At 72.0% G+C, this 12,602-nt stretch carries 13 protein-coding genes; 3 read left to right on the top strand and 10 right to left on the bottom strand.

Annotated features, from left to right (window positions below; genetic code table 11):
- Nucleotides 1-21: 21 nt before the first annotated feature.
- A complete protein-coding gene (locus BM286_RS14400) occupies nucleotides 22-258 on the top strand; it encodes a hypothetical protein (protein WP_092924027.1) in 237 nt (78 codons plus the stop codon).
- A 72-nt stretch (nucleotides 259-330) separates the two neighbouring features.
- Nucleotides 331-1,512 (top strand): PAS domain-containing response regulator, encoded by a 1,182-nt coding sequence (locus BM286_RS14395; protein ID WP_092924024.1) that lies wholly within the window; start codon nucleotides 331-333, stop codon nucleotides 1,510-1,512.
- A gap of 60 nt (nucleotides 1,513-1,572) precedes the next feature.
- Here the strand turns inward: BM286_RS14395 and BM286_RS14390 are convergent, their stop codons facing one another.
- From BM286_RS14390 to BM286_RS14375, 4 genes are all read right to left on the bottom strand, one after another.
- The gene (locus BM286_RS14390; RefSeq protein ID WP_092924021.1) at nucleotides 1,573-2,214 is read right to left on the bottom strand and encodes a thymidine kinase; all 642 of its coding nucleotides are present in this window, start codon (nucleotides 2,212-2,214) and stop codon (nucleotides 1,573-1,575) included.
- A gap of 82 nt (nucleotides 2,215-2,296) precedes the next feature.
- A complete protein-coding gene (locus tag BM286_RS14385) occupies nucleotides 2,297-2,752 on the bottom strand; it encodes a hypothetical protein (protein ID WP_092924018.1) in 456 nt (151 codons plus the stop codon).
- 78 nt (nucleotides 2,753-2,830) lie between these two features.
- Nucleotides 2,831-3,895 carry an amidohydrolase family protein gene (locus BM286_RS14380; RefSeq protein ID WP_092924015.1) on the bottom strand — a complete coding sequence of 355 codons (1,065 nt, stop codon included), beginning with the start codon at nucleotides 3,893-3,895 and terminating at the stop codon, nucleotides 2,831-2,833.
- 67 nt (nucleotides 3,896-3,962) lie between these two features.
- Nucleotides 3,963-5,261, bottom strand: coding sequence for an HD domain-containing protein (locus BM286_RS14375; protein WP_092924012.1), 1,299 nt, complete (start codon nucleotides 5,259-5,261; stop codon nucleotides 3,963-3,965).
- Nucleotides 5,262-5,392: 131 nt separating this feature from the next.
- Between BM286_RS14375 and BM286_RS14370 the strand changes: the two genes are divergently transcribed.
- The gene (locus BM286_RS14370; RefSeq protein ID WP_092924009.1) at nucleotides 5,393-5,797 is read left to right on the top strand and encodes a universal stress protein; all 405 of its coding nucleotides are present in this window, start codon (nucleotides 5,393-5,395) and stop codon (nucleotides 5,795-5,797) included.
- Between the two features lie 73 nt (nucleotides 5,798-5,870).
- On the opposite strand, the gene BM286_RS14365 is transcribed toward BM286_RS14370, so the two are convergent.
- The 6 genes from BM286_RS14365 to BM286_RS14340 all read right to left on the bottom strand — a co-directional run bounded on the left by BM286_RS14365 (nucleotide 5,871) and on the right by BM286_RS14340 (nucleotide 12,577).
- Nucleotides 5,871-7,073, bottom strand: a complete 1,203-nt coding sequence (locus tag BM286_RS14365; RefSeq protein WP_092924329.1) for an HD domain-containing protein — start codon at nucleotides 7,071-7,073, stop codon at nucleotides 5,871-5,873.
- Nucleotides 7,074-7,137: 64 nt separating this feature from the next.
- Nucleotides 7,138-7,695, bottom strand: coding sequence for a helix-turn-helix domain-containing protein (locus BM286_RS14360; RefSeq protein WP_092924006.1), 558 nt, complete (start codon nucleotides 7,693-7,695; stop codon nucleotides 7,138-7,140).
- A 101-nt stretch (nucleotides 7,696-7,796) separates the two neighbouring features.
- Nucleotides 7,797-9,167: a phosphoribosylamine--glycine ligase gene (locus BM286_RS14355; protein ID WP_092924003.1), complete on the bottom strand. Its 1,371-nt coding sequence runs from the start codon at nucleotides 9,165-9,167 to the stop codon at nucleotides 7,797-7,799.
- 78 nt (nucleotides 9,168-9,245) lie between these two features.
- A complete protein-coding gene (locus BM286_RS14350; RefSeq protein ID WP_092924000.1) occupies nucleotides 9,246-10,478 on the bottom strand; it encodes an FAD-dependent oxidoreductase in 1,233 nt (410 codons plus the stop codon).
- A gap of 178 nt (nucleotides 10,479-10,656) precedes the next feature.
- Nucleotides 10,657-10,890, bottom strand: a complete 234-nt coding sequence (locus BM286_RS14345; RefSeq protein ID WP_092923997.1) for a YgaP family membrane protein — start codon at nucleotides 10,888-10,890, stop codon at nucleotides 10,657-10,659.
- A gap of 82 nt (nucleotides 10,891-10,972) precedes the next feature.
- A complete protein-coding gene (locus BM286_RS14340; protein WP_092923994.1) occupies nucleotides 10,973-12,577 on the bottom strand; it encodes an FAD-binding domain-containing protein in 1,605 nt (534 codons plus the stop codon).
- Nucleotides 12,578-12,602: the final 25 nt, after the last annotated feature.

The following is a 12,602-nucleotide window of genomic DNA, read 5'->3' as shown; positions in this document are numbered from 1 at the left end:
GGTCGCCGGCGAAGGAGGCGTATGAAGGCGCTCCTGCTGTTGGTGGCCGGAATCGGGGGACTGCTCGAAGCCGTCGCGCCGCGGCGCGCCGTCGCGCTCTGGACGCGCGCGCTCTACCGGAACGCCGGCGAGGCGGAGCCGCGCGAGTGGACGTACGCGGCCGCGAAGGCCGAGGGAGCGCTGGTGGCGGCCGGCGCGCTCGTGGGCCTGTTCCGGCTCGCGACCGCGGACGACGACGCCGCGTCGGCCGCGGAGTGAACCGATAGCCCGCCCGCGCCGCCGAGCCGACTGATCCGAACGTATATCCGACGGGTCCCGGTACGAGTTCGCATGCCGGGGCCTCCCGCAGACCACAGGTCGGAGGGCGCGTCGACGGTTCGCGTCCTCCACGTCGACGACGACCCCGCCTACCTCGATCTGACCGCGACCTACCTCGAACGGATCGACGAGGCGTTCGAGGTGACGTCCGAGACGGACGTCGACGCCGCGCTCGACGCGCTGGAGACGGGGCCGATCGACTGCGTCGTCTCGGACTACGAGATGCGCGAGACCGACGGGCTGACGCTCCTCCAGCGGGTCCGCGACCGGGGGATCGAGGTCCCCTTCGTGCTGTTCACCGGAAAGGGGAGCGAAGAGATCGCGAGCGAGGCCATCTCGGCGGGCGCGACGGATTACATCCAGAAGCGCGGCCGTAACGACCAGTACGAGGTGCTGGCGAACCGAGTGCGAAACGCCGTCGATCGGCACCGGTCGCGGGTCGCGCTGGCCGAGAGCGAGGAGCGGCTCTCGCGGTTCATCGACCAGTCGCCGCTGGGGACGATCGAGTACGACGACGCGTTCCGGATCGTCCGGGTGAACCCGGCCGCCGAGGAGATCCTCGGGTACGCCGAGTCGGAGCTGCTCAGCGGGACGTGGCTCCCGTTCGTCCCCGAGCCGGAGCGCCGTCACGTCGCTGCGCTCGAACGCGACCTGCTCTCGAACAGGGGCGGGTTCCAGAGCGTCAACGAGAACGTCCGGAGCGACGGCGAGCGGATCCGCTGCGCGTGGCACAACCAGGTCGTGACCGACGCCGACGGGGCGGTGATCGGCGTGTTCTCGCAGTTCGAAGACGTCACTGAGGCGACGGCGCGCAAACGCGAGATCGAGCGGACGAACGCCGTGTTGTCCACCGCGCTCGACGCGCTGCCGGTGGGGATGCTCGTCGAGGACGCGGACCGACGGGTCCTCCAGGTGAACGAGCGGCTGTACGAGCTGTTCGACGTCGAGGGGGACCCGGAGACCGCCGCCGGCCGCGACTGCGAGGCGCTCGCCGCCGAACTGAGCGCGTCGTTCGCTGATCCCGAGGCGTTCGTCGAGCGGATCGAAGCGGTAGTCGAGGGGCGACGCCCGGTCGACGGCGAGCGGATCGCGCTCGCGAACGGAGGAACGCTTATCCTGACGTACCGACCGATCGACCTGCCGGACGGAGAGGGTCACCTGTGGGCCTACCGGCGGGCGCGTTCGACCGACTGAGCCGGGGGCCCGCGACGGCGCCGCCGACTCCCGACGGGTCGGCCGCCCCCGGGGGTCGGCTCAGTCGTTCGCGGAGTCGGCCTCGGCGCTCTCGAAGGGTCGCTCCCCCTCGGGGCGGTCGCCGGTCAGGAGGACGTGGCAGTCGCGACAGCGAGCCTCGTAGGACTCCTCGGCGCCGACGAGGATCGTCGGGTCGTCGACGTGAGCCGGCTCGCCCTCGATGAGCCGCTGGTTCCGCGAGGCGGGCTCGCCGCAGACCGAACAGATGGCCTGGAGCTTGTCGACGTACTCGGCGGTCGCCATGAGCTGTGGGAGCGGCTCGAACGGATCGCCGCGGAACGTCTGGTCGGTGCCAGAGACGATCACGCGGCTGCCGCGGTCCGCGAGGGCGTTACAGACCTCGATGAGGGCGTCCGAGAAGAAGTTCGCCTCGTCGATGGCGACGACCTCGGCCGGGTCGTCGTCGAGGATCTCGAGGGGGCCGTCGCCCTCGTTGTCGACGACGGTCGCCTCCCACTGCCGCCCGGCGTGGCTCCCGATGGTCGCCTCGCCGTAGCGGTCGTCGATCGCGGGCGTGTAGACGGCGACCGACTGGCCGGCGATCTCCGAGCGCCGGAGCCGGCGGAGGAGCTCCTCCGTCTTGCCCGAGAACATCGACCCGGAAATGACCTCGATCCACCCGGATCGAGTGATGGCATGCATACCGTATCGGGCCGGAGCCAGCGACTAAACCGTTTCTCTCCCGGGGCGCGACGGGCGCGATGTCGAGCCCGCCGGCGCCGCGTCAGATCCCGGTCGCGACCGCGACGACGACCGCGGCGACGACGACGTACGCCGCCGCGGACGCGGCCCAGTCGCGCCGTATCGGGCCGAGCCGCTGGCGCGGGAGTCCGGACGCGCGCGGCAGCGGGACGAGCGCGAAGAAGCCGACCATCAGCGCGAACAGCGCGACGCCGGCGACGGCGACCGTGACGGCGGTCCCGGCCCCGAGGACCCGCCCGGTCGCTGCGACGAGGCCGACGAACAGCAGCCCCGAGCCGCCGCCGGCGACGTAGTGGACCCACGTCGCCAGCCGCTCGGGCGCGTCGTCGACGGGCGTGTCGGTGAGCACGCCGGCGGCCACCTTCGGCGCGGTCGTTCCCTCCGGGAGCCGGGCCATCACCACGTCCATCGCGAGCGTCGCGACGAGTCCGACGACCGGCCCCAACGCGAGGCCGGCGAGCAGCGAGAGCGTCGTCATAGGGAGGGACACGGGCGGGAGCCGTTTCACTCCGTCGGCGGGGGAGCCCCCGCCCGGAGACGCCGGACCGGCCGGGCGTCAGCCGTCGCGGGGGACGACGGGCTCGCCGCCGATCACGACCCGCGAGACGTCGGCGTGGCCGGCGCGCCTGACGACCGCGCGGACGAGGTCGCGCGCGCCGGCGAGGTTATCGGAGTCGCCGTCGAGGACGAGCAGGTCGGCGTCGGCCCCCTTCCGCACCACGCCGCGGTTCAGCCCGGCGATCTCGGCCCCGTTGACCGTCGCCATCCGCAGGATCTCTCGGGCCGGGAGGTCGGAGAGCTTCGCCGCGAACTCCATCTCGCGGAACATCGACGGCGAGTCGGTCATCACGTTGTCGGTGCCGAGCGCGACGGTCGTCCGCTCGGTCAGCCGGCGGACCGGAGGCACGCCGACGTTCGTCACGAGGTTCGAACGCGGGCAGACGACGACGGGCGTGCCGCGGTCTTCGAGCCGTTCGAGGTGGATCCCCTCCGCGTGGACCATGTGGACGAGGAAGTCCGGCTCTAAGTCCATCGCGGGATTGATGTCGGCGGCGTCGCGCTCGCCCGCGTGGATCCCGAAGGGCTTGTCGGCGGCGCGCGCCGCCGCCCGGACCGCGCCGAAGTCGGCGTCGCGCGCGCCGGAGGCGCCGTACCCGTCGGCGACCGAGAGCACGTCGGGGTCGTCGCGGCCGAAGACGACCGACTCGATCGCGCGTTCGCCGAACGCGACCCCCTCGCCCGCGAGCGCGTCGCGGAGCGCGGCGACGCCCTCGACGCCGCCCTCGCGGAACTCCAAGAAGGTGCCCGTCCCCGTCGCCTCCATGAACCGCAGCGTGCGCGCCATCGCGGCCACCTTCTCCTCGCGGTCCGCGTCCCGGAGGAGGCGGTGTTTCAGCCCGTCCGGCGGCGCGACGAGCTCGTCGAGCGAGAGCCCCTCGCCCGCCTCCTTGGCGATCGAGTCGCCGATGTGGGTGTGCGCGTTGACGAACGCCGGGAGGATCACCGCGTCGCTCTCGACCCCCGTCTCTTCGATCCGGACGATCTCGCCGTCCGCGACGACGACCCGGCCCTCGACCGGCTCGAAGTCGGGACCGACCAGAACCGTCCCCTCGAGATGCATGCCGATGGCTCGCCAGCGCGGGGTTAAAACGTCACGGGAAGGGGCCGGTGGAGCGCCGCGGAGTTCGCTACTCGAACTCGTCGAGCGTCGTCGGCATCGCCTTCCGGGCCTCGCTGACGAGCCCGTCGGGGTCGAGTCCGAGCACGTCGGCGGCGGCGCGCCCGACTCGCTCGGTCGCGGGCGCCGGGGCGTACACGCCGAGGCGCCACTGGTCTCGCTGGGCGGTCCGGAGCGCCGAGACGAGCGGGGACTGTCGCTCCAGGCGCCGTATCTCGCCGTTGACGGTGACGCGTGCCGTCGACTCGCGCATCGTCGGTTCGGCCGGCACGTCGAGGATCACGTGGTCGCGGGCGACGCCCGCCTCCGCCGCTATCTCGCGTTCGAGCGCCGTCTCGGCCGCGTGGTCCGCCTCGTGGACGCGCTCGGGGACGTCGTCGTACTCGGCCCACACCGCCAGCTTGTAGAGGTCGCGCTGGTCGTAGCGGCGGGAGAGCTCGGCGGTCGCCCGGCAGTCGCGGATCGCGGCCAGGAAGTCGTGGTCGTCCATCCGGCGGAGGTCGGCGGCCGTCGTCGCGGTCGCGTCGAGCAGCTCGCTCGCGGCCCGACGCAGCATCGCCTTCGAGATGCGCGCGACGTGGTGGGTGTAGACGACCGGGTTCATTAGCGCGCGCGCGAGCAGCAGGCTCTCGGCGGTCTGGACGTTCCCCTCGTCCAAGACGAGCTCCGGGCCGTGGCGGCCGGTCCAGTCGTCGTCGGCAGCGTCGCGGTCCGCACCGACCCCGTCGCCGTCCGCGACCGCGTCGCGCTCGACGAACGTCAGCTCGCGGACGAACCGCTCGGTGTCGATGGTGCCGTACGGGACGCCGGTGTGGTAGGCGTCGCGCACGAGGTAGTCCATGCGGTCGACGTCGAGCTCGCCCGAGACGAGCCCGGCGTAGGGGCCCTCGCCGGCGACTACCCCGGCGATCCGGTCCGGATCGAGGTCGTGATCGCGAAGCACCTCCCCGACCGCGCCGGTCGCGAGTAACTCGTCGACGTCGTCGTGGTACTTCCCGGTTCGCCGGTGGGTGAGCGACTCGAGGTTGTGGCTGAACGGGCCGTGACCGACGTCGTGGAGCATCGCCGCGGCCTCGATACGGTCGGCGCGTTTCCCCTCGATTCCGAGGTGATCGAGCGCGCGGCTCGCGAGGTGGTAGACGCCGAGGCTGTGCTCGAACCGCGTGTGGTTCGCGGAGGGGTAGACGAGCTGGACCGTGCCGAGCTGTTTGACGTGGCGGAGCCGCTGGACGGCGGGGGTGTCGACGAGGTCCGCGGCGACACCGTCGATCTCGATGTGGTCGTGGACGGTGTCCTTGACCGTGATCATACGTCGCCTTCGGCGGCAACCGATAAAAGGCTGGGAGTGTCGACCGCGGCAGGTCGACTCCGCCGCGACCCGGTTCCGCCGACCGTGAATTCGCGGGGTGATTTATGTTCCGGCTCGCCGAAGCGCCGGGTATGTACGACGTGTTACTCGGTATCGGGCTCGACGACGAGAAGCGGGCGGTCGCACAGGCCGAGGTCGTCGCCGACCTCCCGGACGCGCCGAACGAGGTGACTGCGCACCTCTGTCACGTCTTCCAGGACAATCCGGAGGGGGCGTCGGTCCACCAGCTCGGGACCGTCCGACGCGCCCGCGAGATTCTGGAGGAGGCCGGCGTGAACTGCGTTCACTACGAGGCCAGCGGCGATCCGGGCGAGGAGCTGATCGCGGCCGCGGACGAGGTCGACGCCGACCTCATCTGCGTCTCGGGTCGCAAGCGGAGCCCGGCGGGGAAGGCCGTCTTCGGCAGCACCACGCAGACGGTCGTGTTGAACGCGGACCGCCCGGTGTTGGCGGTTCCGGGGCCGGACGGAGAGTAAGGCGGCGACGCGCGACGCTCGGTGAAAAGCCGACCGCAACGTGCGACGGTTGGTGAAAAACCGACCGCGGTGCTCAGACAGAGAGTCGCCCCGTCGCGCGCAGCCCCAAGACCTCCCGCGCCGCGCCCGCGACGGCGTCGACGTGTTCGGCCGGGCAGTAGACCCCGAGCGTCCAGCGGCGTCGCTCGGCGGCCCGGAGCCCGGTCACGAGCTCCGAGGCGTCCTCCAGGCGCTGGGGGACGCCGTCGACGACGACGGCGGAGCCGGACTCCTTGAGCGCCGGACGCGAGGGGATGTCCACGAGGACCGCGTCGCGGTCGATCCCCGCCGCGTCCGCGATCTCGCGTTCGGCGGCCCGCTCCTCCGGGCGTCCGGCGTCGACCGTGCCGGCCGGCACCTCGTCGATCCCGGCCCAGACGGCGCGCTTGTAGAGGTCGCGCCGCTCGATGCGCTCGCCGAGCGCCGGGACGCGGTCCCGGAGCTCGACGAGGAGGTCGTGGTCCGCCATCCGGCGGAACGTCGCCACGTCGGTCTCCGTGCGGTCGAGGTACCGCTCGCAGGCACGCTCCAGCATCGCGCCCGCGACCCGGGAGACGTGGTGACGGTAGACGACGGCGTTCATCAGCGACCGCGCGACGAGCAGGCTCTCCGCGGTGGCGACGTTCCCCTCGTCTAAGACGAGATCGGCGGGGGCTCCCGTCTCGTCGCCGCCGACCAGTCGGAGTTCGGTGACGAGCCGGCCGGTGTCGACCGTGCCGTACGGGACGCCGGTGTGGTGGGCGTCGCGCACGAGGTAGTCCATGCGGTCGACGTCGAGCTCGCCCGAGACGAGGGGGCCGAACGCGCCCTCGCCGTCGATGAGGCCGGCGACGCGCTCGGGGTCGAGGCCGTTGCGTTCGAGGACCTGACAGGCCTCGCGGTCCGCGTCGGTGAGGAGCCACCCCACGTCGTCGTGGTCGCGCCCGGTCGCGCGCCGGATGATCCCCTCGGTCTGGTGGCCGTACGGGCCGTGGCCGACGTCGTGGAGCATCGCCGCGGCGCGCACGTGCGCCGCGGTGTCGTCGTCGACGCCGAGGCCCTCGACCGCGCGGCCCGCGAGGTGGTAGACGCCGAGGCTGTGCTCGAACCGCGTGTGGTTCGCGGAGGGGTAGACGAGCCGGACCGTCGACAGCTGCTTGATGTGTCGCAGCCGCTGGAACGCCGGCGTGTCGACCAGCTCGGCGGCGACGTCGCCGAGCCGGACGTGGCCGTGGACGCTGTCCTTGATCGCCTTCATCGCCGGCACCGGAGGTCCCGCTCGGTCCGCGGACTGGACGCGGCGACGGGGGAAACGGCGCGGGTCACTCGTCGACGACGTCGATCCCGAACCGCTCTTCGAGCGCTCGCACGACCGACCCGCCCACGTTGGCGGTCGCGGCGCGCCCGTCCTCGACCGCGAGCAGGTCGTCCTCGTCGACCTCCAGCTCGGCGGCGACCTCCTCGATAGTCAGCCCGGCGTCCCGTCGCGCCTCGGTGACGACGTCGCCGTAGCCGGAGACGAGGTACGGGAGCCGGTCGGCCTCGTAGCTCGTTCCCTCCTCCTCCCAGCGCTTCGAGTCCCCCGTCGCGGAGTCGTACATCTTCGCCTGCTTGCGGGCGAGCTCCTTGTTCCGGCTCTCTGTCGCCTCCGAGCCGGAGCCGCCGGCACCGCCGGGGCTGCCACCGGAGCTCCCGCCGCGCGACCCGCCGCCGCCGCTCGGCGCGTTGCCGGCGTCGTCGTGGGGGCGGCAGTTCGAACACACGAGCAGCTTCGCGCCGGCGACCGTCGCCTTCCGGAGGTCCGTGGTCTCGCGGCCACAGAGCTCGCACGCGTCGCCGTCGTCGCCGCCGCCGCCGCCGCCCGTCGAGTACTTCGGCATACCACGAGTAGTGGGGCCGGGTCGTTAAAAAGTCGTGGAGGGCGAGGTCCGTCACCGACGGGCCGGCGACGCGGGTCGGGAGTCGTCGCTCGGGCCGGCGGTCACGGTCCGAGGTACCCCCACGCCTGGAGGCGGTCGCCGTCGCCGTCGACCCAGCGCTCGCCGATGTCGTCGCGGTAGTACAGGTTCGGCATGACCACGTCGTCGATCCGGTCGTACGCCTGCTCGCGCGCCGCGCCCATCGTCTCCCCCTTCCCGGTGACGACGATCGGCATCCCGCTCTCGCCGGCGACGCGCCACTGCCCGTCGACCTGCTTCGTGTCCTCCAGGTGGATTCCCTCGCGGTCGTCGGTCTGGAAGACGACCGCCGCGTTCCGCGAGTTCTCGTCGTACGTCTTCTCGTCGTCGAACGGGAACGGCGGCAGGACGACCCGCACGGCGATCTGGTAGCCGCCGTGGAGGTCCGGCTCGGGCTTGTCCCCATGCGCGAGGTCGTAGAAGAACTCGGCCGTCGACGACTCGATCGACTCCTCCTGGAGGGCGATGGTCGGGTAGCCGAACCGCGGCGTGAACTCCAGCGGGTAGATGCCGGTCTCGTTGACGATACAGTTGATGTCGATGCTCCCGACGTACCCCTCGTCGGCGAGCCACCCCTCGATCTTGCCGAACGTCTCCTGGAACAGCCTGTTCTTTCCCGCCCAGAACATCGAGGTCCCCATCTCTCCGGTCGACGGGCCGATGTTCCCCGGGAACAGCTTCTTATGCTCGAAGTTGAAGTTCACCCGATCGACGAACTCGTTCCCGTCGAAGAAGCCGCAGACCGCGACCTCGACGCCCTCGACTTTCCGCTGGAGCTGGAAGCCCTTCATCCGGTGCCCCCACGCCTTCTCGTACGCCCGAAGCACGTCGACCACGTCGCTGCCGTCGTCCTCGTTGCCGACGTACAGCAGGCGCTTGACGTTCTGGACCTCCCCGAGCGGCTTGATCACGTACGGCGCGGGGTTCTCCTGGACGTGCCGGATGCCGGCGTCGAACTCGTGGAAGACGTGGTGTTCGACCGTGTTGACGCCGTGCGCTTCGAGGACCTCCATCGCGTAGCCGCGGTCCTCCTCGAGCCGGTCGGTGTTCGGCGTCCCGCCGACGACCGCGTGCCCGTCCTCGCGGAGTTCCCGTGCGAGTTCACCGGTGCCGACATCCGATCCGACTCGCGGGGTGTCACCCCGCTCGTTCGTTCCGGGACCCTCCCGCTGGTCGGGTCCCGTGACCCAGATGTCGTCGAAGATTATCACGTCGGCCCAGTCGACCTCGGCGCGCCAGTCGTCCGTCTTCGGGACGAACCCGTCGCCGATCTCCTGATCGCTTTCGGCCTCGATGTAGTACTTCACGTCGTGGCCCTCGCGGCGGACCTGCCACGCCAGGTCCGTGATGAGCGCCGCGTCGGCCGAGACGAAGAGGAAGTTCGCGGTGTCCATACGACGCCGTCGCCCGGAAGGGATTTGAGTGTGCGTGCCGGCGCGGGCTCCCCGCCGCGGAGTCGCCGACCGGCCGGGTCAGTCGCCCGCTCGCGCGCCGACCACGTCGGCGTCCGTGGGGTTCGCCCCGCCGTACTCGACGACGAGTTCGTCCAGCCGATCGGGCTCGTCGGCGTGTGCGAGCGGTTCGGCCGCGGTCTCGCAGGCGGCGTCGACCCCCAGCCGGTCGCAGACGCGGTCGACGGTCGTCTCGGCCATCTGGCGGTAGGTAGTCAGCTTCCCGCCCACGACGCTGTAGAGGCCGGCGGCGCCGTCGCGCTCGTGGTCGAGCAGCGTGAACCCGCGGGAGATGCCCCGGCGGTCCTGCCCCGCCTCGTCGGGCTCGTAGAGGGGCCGGACGCCCCACCACGTCCGGACCGTCGGCGCGTCGGCGACCGCGGGGAGCATCGCGGCGCACTCCTCGACGGAGCGCTCGACCTCCCAGTCGGCCGTCTCGTAGTCGTCGGGGTCGGAGACCGGGACGCTCGTCGTGCCGAGCACGACCTCGCCGTCGTGGGGGACGACGATGTCGCCGTCGTCCGGGTCGCGACACCGGTTCAACACCGGGCCGAGCCCGTCGTACTCCACCGAGACCATCACGCCCCGGCTCGGCGCCATCCCGACTTCGACGCCCGCCATCTCGGCGATCGAGTCCGCCCACGCGCCGGTGGCGTTGACGACGACCTCGGGCGAGAGCGTCCCGTCGACGTCGCCGCCCACCCGGACCGACTCGACCGCGCCGTCGCGGACGGTCACGTCCTCGACGGGCGCGTGCGGGCGGACGGTCGCCCCGCGGCGCTCGGCGTCAGCGGCGTTTGCGGCGACCAGCCGCGACGGGTAGATGACGCCGTCCGGGACCCGAAACGCCGCCGCCACGTCGTCCGCGAGCCCCGGCACCGCCTCCCGGGCGGCGTCTGCGTCGAGCCGCTCCGTCTCGATGCCGATCGCCTCGCAGGCGGCGACCTTCTCCTCGAGGTACTCCGGGTCGTCGCCGGCGAGGCGGACGAAGAGTCCGCCGGTGTCGCGCACGCAGGCCCCGGCGATCGACCTGAGCGTCCGGTTCTCCGCGATACACTCGCGGGCGCCCTCGGCGTCGGCCTCCGCGTACCGGGCCCCGCTGTGGAGGAGGCCGTGGGAGCGGCCGGAGGTCCCGCTCCCGAGCCCGCCGCGGTCGACGAGCGTCGCGTCGACCCCGCGGGCGGCGAGGTCCCGAGCGATCCCGGTGCCCGTCGCGCCGCCGCCGATCACGAGGACGGTCGGGTCGTCGCTCACGCGGCGCTCACCCCGGGCGAGCCGGCGCCGCCGTCCGTCCCGATACCCCGTCGATTCGGGTCGCAGTCGAACATGTGATCGGTACGCACTCGGGCCACTTGAGGGCACCGTCGGTCCGAAGCGAAAATATGGTTTAAACCCGTCTTGACGCTATAATTCGACGCTTTCGGAGCGATTTTCAGCGCGACCCACCGGCGTCCGCGGGACAGGTGTCGACGCCGAACAGAGCGTACAGGCCGCAGGTACCGGTCGCGGCGGTCGCGAGCATCGCGAGCGCGACGACGCCCAAGACCGGTGCCGCGAGGGCCGGGAGCGGCGCGGCGTTCGCGAGGGTCGCTATCGAGGCGAGGCCGGCGACGGCGCCGACCGCGGTCCTGACGCGCTTGTCCGTCGCACCGACGTTTTGGTCCATAAAATACAATACTAACCACAACCGTATGAAGCTTTCTACCGCGGCGGGTCGCACTCCCGCTCACGCGAGCGGGTCGCTTCGGTCATCCGAAGTCGTCGAGACCGGTCTGTGCGGGCCCGTCGCCCGCTCCCGTTCCCGTCGGCTCGCCGTGGTCGGCCGCGATCGACCGCGCGCCCGCTATCCCGCCCGACAGCGACGCGCGGCGGGCGATCGCCTCGTCGCCGAGGCGCGCCGCCGCCGCACCGTGGACGGCCCCGTAGCGCTCGCGGAACTCGCTGCGGGCCGCCTCGTAGTCGACGACGGGGTACGGGTAGTCCGCACCGATTTCGACGCCTACGTCGCGCTGGACCGCGAGCGGCGTCTTCTCGGGGGCGTCGAGGTGCGCGGCGGGCAGCGGTGCGAGCTCGGGAACCCACCGCGTGACGAACTCACCGCCCGGATCCTGGTCGCGAACCTGCTTGCGTGGATCGTACAATCGCAGCCCGGGGCGGCCGACCAGCCCGCACTGCGACTGCCACTGGGTGTAGTTGATCGCGGGGTCGCCGTCGATCAGGTGTTCGTGGAAGTGGTCGGCGCCGATCCGCCACGGCTGCTGGAGGACGTGGAAGTAGACGGAGGCGCACAGCGCCCGCATCCGGAAGTTGAGCCAGCCGGTCTCGCGCAGGCAGCGCATGCTCGCGTCGACCATGGGGAACCCCGTCTCGCCGCGCTTCCACGCCGCGACGAGGTCGGGGTCGTGACGGTCGCGATTGAACCCCTCGTACACCGGGTTCACCGCCCGGTCGAGCCACCCGGGCCAGTCGAGCAGCTTCTGGGCGTAGTGACGGTTCCAGAAGAGCCGGGAGACGAACATCGACTTCCCGCGCCCGTCCGGCGCGCGCTCGTCGACGTGCCGGTGGACCTCGCGGACGGAGAGACAGCCGAATCGGAGGTACGGGGAGAGCCCGCTCGTCCCGTCGCGGGCGTCGACCGGTGAGGAGATAGAGCCGGGGTACTCCGCAATCCGCTCCGTGAACGCGCGGAGCCGATCGCGCGCCGGTCCCCGCCCGCCGGTCGGAACGCGCGTCTTCGTCGGATCGACGCCGTAGGCGTCGCTCGCGCGGTCCGGGTCGACGCCCGTCTCGACGCCTTCGACCCCGACCGACCGGGGGTCCCAGTCGAACGGGTCGGCCGCGAGCCACGATTCGACGTGATCGCTCCAGCCGTCGCGGGGACGGTCCGCGTCCCGGACCAAGCCGTCGCCCTCGACGAACCGGACGCCGAGCCGCTCCCGGGCCCGCTCGTCCCGGCGTCGCCCGTACCGACCCGTCGGGGTCGCGGCCGCGACGACGTCCCAGCCGGCGTCGTCGAACCGCCCGAGGACGTCCAGCGGATCGCCGTGGGCGTACGTCAGCCCCGCACCGTCGACGTCGCGGTACTGCCGGTCGAGGTCGCGAAGGCAGTCGTGGAGGAACTCGATCCGGGCGTCGCAGGCCGCGCCGCGCTCGTCGTAGAAGGCCGGGTCGAAGACGAACAGCGGGAGGATCCGCTCCGACTCCGCCGCGGCCGCCGCGAGCGCCGGATGGTCCGAGATTCGCAGGTCTGCGCGGTGCCAGACGACGGTGCCCGGCGGCTCCGATTCGACCGCGGCCCGAACCCTCGCGGGCTCCGGCGCGGTCGGAAGCGGGGCGTCGTCGGACGAACCCATCTCGTCGTGAGGTTCGGCGCGTCCG

Origin of the sequence: Halorubrum sodomense (genome assembly GCF_900111935.1) — an archaeon.
Taxonomy (GTDB): domain Archaea; phylum Halobacteriota; class Halobacteria; order Halobacteriales; family Haloferacaceae; genus Halorubrum; species Halorubrum sodomense.
This window is presented reverse-complemented; position numbering and strand designations above follow the sequence as displayed.